The 3,055-nt window shown below is 72.9% G+C and carries 4 protein-coding genes; 2 read left to right on the forward strand and 2 right to left on the reverse strand.

Annotated elements, in window-relative coordinates; genetic code table 11:
- The coding region (locus WA805_RS26510; RefSeq protein WP_425243710.1) for a DUF3710 domain-containing protein at positions 1-663 on the forward strand (663 nt) is incomplete at its 5' end.
- Here the strand turns inward: WA805_RS26510 and WA805_RS26515 are convergent.
- Together WA805_RS26515 and WA805_RS26520 are read right to left on the reverse strand one after the other, a co-directional pair.
- Positions 660-1,319 carry a potassium channel family protein gene (locus tag WA805_RS26515; RefSeq protein WP_422277671.1) on the reverse strand — a complete coding sequence of 220 codons (660 nt, stop codon included), beginning with the start codon at positions 1,317-1,319 and terminating at the stop codon, positions 660-662. The two genes, WA805_RS26510 and WA805_RS26515, sit on opposite strands and share 4 nt — an antisense overlap.
- A complete protein-coding gene (locus WA805_RS26520; protein WP_422277673.1) occupies positions 1,319-1,984 on the reverse strand; it encodes a potassium channel family protein in 666 nt (221 codons plus the stop codon). The genes WA805_RS26515 and WA805_RS26520 overlap by 1 nt, the downstream gene beginning before the upstream one ends.
- A 112-nt stretch (positions 1,985-2,096) precedes the next feature.
- Here WA805_RS26520 and WA805_RS26525 point away from each other — a divergent pair.
- Positions 2,097-3,055: class I SAM-dependent RNA methyltransferase (locus tag WA805_RS26525; RefSeq protein ID WP_425243711.1), on the forward strand; the 959-nt coding region annotated here is incomplete at its 3' end.

Raw genomic sequence — 3,055 nt, forward strand, 5'->3', positions numbered from 1 at the left:
GCCGACGAGACCCCCGGCGCGGCCCCCGGGGCCGGGCCGTGGGACGTGGCCGAGCCGCACCCCGACATGCAGCGAGTCGACCTCGGCAGCCTGCAGGTGCCTGTGCTGGAGGGGACGGACATCCAGCTGGTGTTCGCCGAGCAGCACGGCGCCTGGGTGACGGTGCGCCACGGGCTGAGCGAACTGCAGCTGCAGGCGTTCGCCGCGCCCAAGCGCGACTCGCTGTGGGACGACGTGCGCGCCGAGATCGCGGCGGAGATCAGCGGCGCAGGGGGCATGGTCACGGAGCGCACCGGGCCGTTCGGCGCCGAGCTGCAGGCCCGCGTGCCCGCGCAGCCGGACCAGCCGCAGGCAGGCACGCAGCTGGTCAGGTTCACCGGCGTGGACGGTGCCCGCTGGTTCCTGCGCGGAGTGTTCAGCGGTGCGGCGGCGGAGAATCCCGCCGCGGCGGCGCCGCTCGAGGCGGTGATGCGCGAGGTCGTCGTGGTCCGCGGCGAGCACCCGGTGCCGCCACGGGACCTGCTCGAGCTCCGGCTGCCGCCGGAGGCGGCCGCGGCGCTTGAAGAGCAGGCCAAGGCCCAGCAGGAGCAGGAGGAGCAGAACAGGTTCGCCACCCAGCCCAGCCCCTTCGAGCGCGGCCCGGAGATCACCGAGACCCGCTAGCCGGCCGAGAAGAGACGCTCCAGTTCCTCCTCGACGTCCTCCGTGGTGACGAAGAACAGCTCGTCGCCCGGCTGCAGCGGGTCTTCCGGCTGCGGCACCAGCACCCGGCCCTCGCGCAGGATCGCCACCAGCGCCGAGTCGGCCGGCCATTCGATGGACCCGACCTGCTGGCCGGCCAGCGGCGCGTCGTCGGGCATGGTCAGCTCGACGAGGCTGGCCTCGCTCTGCCCGAAGGTCATCAGCCGGACCAGGTCACCGACGCTGACCGCCTCCTCGACGAGGGCCGACAGCAGCCGCGGCGTGGACACGGCCACGTCGACGCCCCACGACTCGTTGTACAGCCATTCGTTGCCCGGGTGGTTGACGCGGGCGACGACCCGCGGCACGCCGTACTCGGTCTTGGCGAGCAGCGCGACCACCAGGTTGACCTTGTCGTCGCCGGTGGCGGCGACGACCACGTTGCACCGGTCGAGCGCCGCGTCGTCCAGCGAGCTGATCTCGCAGGCGTCGGCGAGCAGCCATTCGGCGCGCGGCACGCTGTCCACCTTGATCGCGCTCGGCTTCTGGTCGATGAGCAGCACCTCGTGGCCGTTCTCGACCAGCTCGCGGGCGATGGACCTGCCCACCGCGCCAGCGCCGGCGATGGCGACGCGCATCAGTGACCGCCCCTCTCGCGCGAGGCGAACGCGGCCTCGATCCTGTCCAGGTCGTTCTCCGGGGCGATGACGTGCACCACGTCACCTTGCTGCAGCACGGTTCCCGGCTGCGGGACGATCGCCTCGCCGAGCCGGTCGATGTAGGCGATGCGGGTGCCTGCCGAGGCCTCGACGAGCTTGACCGGCTCGCCGATCCATTCCGGTGACACGCTGACCTGGCTGAGCACGATCTTGCCGGTGGCGTCCCGCCACAGCGGCTCCGCGCCCTCGGGCAGCAGCTTGCGGAGCATCTGGTCGGCCGTCCACCGCACGGTCGCGACCGTGGGGATGCCGAGCCGCTCGTAGACCTCCGCGCGCCTGGGGTCGTAGATCCGCGCCGCCACCTGGCGGACCCCGAAGGTCTCGCGGGCGACCCTGGCGGCGATGATGTTGGAGTTGTCGCCGCTGCTGACGGCCGCGAAGCTGTCGGCGCGCTCGATGCCCGCCCTGGCGAGCACGTCACGGTCGAAGCCGATCCCGGTGACCCGGTCGCCCTTGAACGCCGGGCGGAGCCTGCGGAACGCTTCCGGGTCGCGGTCGATGACCGCGACCGTGTTGCCCCGGTCCTCCAGGATGTGGGCAAGCGTCGAGCCGACCCGCCCGCACCCCATGATCACGATATGCACGACCCGTCCTTTCACGGTCCGTCACAGCGCTGGTAGCGCCCGGTTCGGGCACCTCGCCAAAGGTATGCCCTCACGTGGGAGAATGCGACCCCAGAACAAGGAGGTCTGTGCGGTGGTTTTCGAGGTGGGCGAGGCCGTCGAGGTGACGACCGAGGATGTCGCGCAGGGCGGCTGGTGCGTCGCCAGGCCGCCGGGGCTTCCCGTGCTGTTCGTCAGGCACGCGCTGCCAGGCGAGCGGGTCGTAGCCCGGGTGACCGAGGTCACGTCCAGGTTCGCGCGGGCGGACGCCGTCGAGATCCGTGAGCCGTCGCCGGACCGGGTGGCCGCGCCCTGCCCGTACGCGCATTCCGGCGGCTGCGGCGGCTGCGACTGGCAGCACGCCAGCCTCCCCGCGCAGCGCGCCCTGAAGGCCGCCGTGATCGGGCAGCAGCTCCGGCGGATGGCCGGCATCGACCGCGAGGTCACCGTCGAGCCGATGCCCGGCGACGAGACCGGCGGCCAGCCGGGGCTCGGCTGGCGAACCCGGGTCCAGTTCGCGGTCCGCGACGACGGAGTGCCGGGCCTGCGGAAACATCGCTCGCACGAGGTCGTCGCCATCGACGACTGCCTGATCGCGCACCCCGGCATCCGCGACCTGGGCATCCCGCGGCGCACCTGGCCGGACACCACGGCGGTCGAGGTCATCGTCGGCACCGGCGACCGTGCCGTGATCGTCACGCCAGCCGGCCATCCGGCGCCGTCATCCCTCGCCGGCCTGGCGGACACGGTTCCTGCCGAGTCCCTGCTCAGCAGGAACCGGCGGCGGCTCACACCGCTGAAAGGCAGCGGTTTCCTCACCCAGCGCGCCGCGGGCCGTGCCTGGCGGGTCAGCGCCGGAGCGTTCTGGCAGGTGCACCCGGCCGCGGCGGACACGCTGACCGAGGCCGTCCTCGCGGCCCTCGAGCCGAAGCCGGGGGACACCGTGCTGGACCTGTACTGCGGCGTCGGCCTGTTCGCCGGCGCCGTCGCCGCGAAGGTCGGCGGCGACGGCGCGGTCATCGGGATCGAGGAAGACCCCGCCGCGGTCAGGGA

The organism is Trebonia sp., from assembly GCF_049794275.1.
Classification (GTDB): domain Bacteria; phylum Actinomycetota; class Actinomycetes; order Streptosporangiales; family Streptosporangiaceae; genus Trebonia.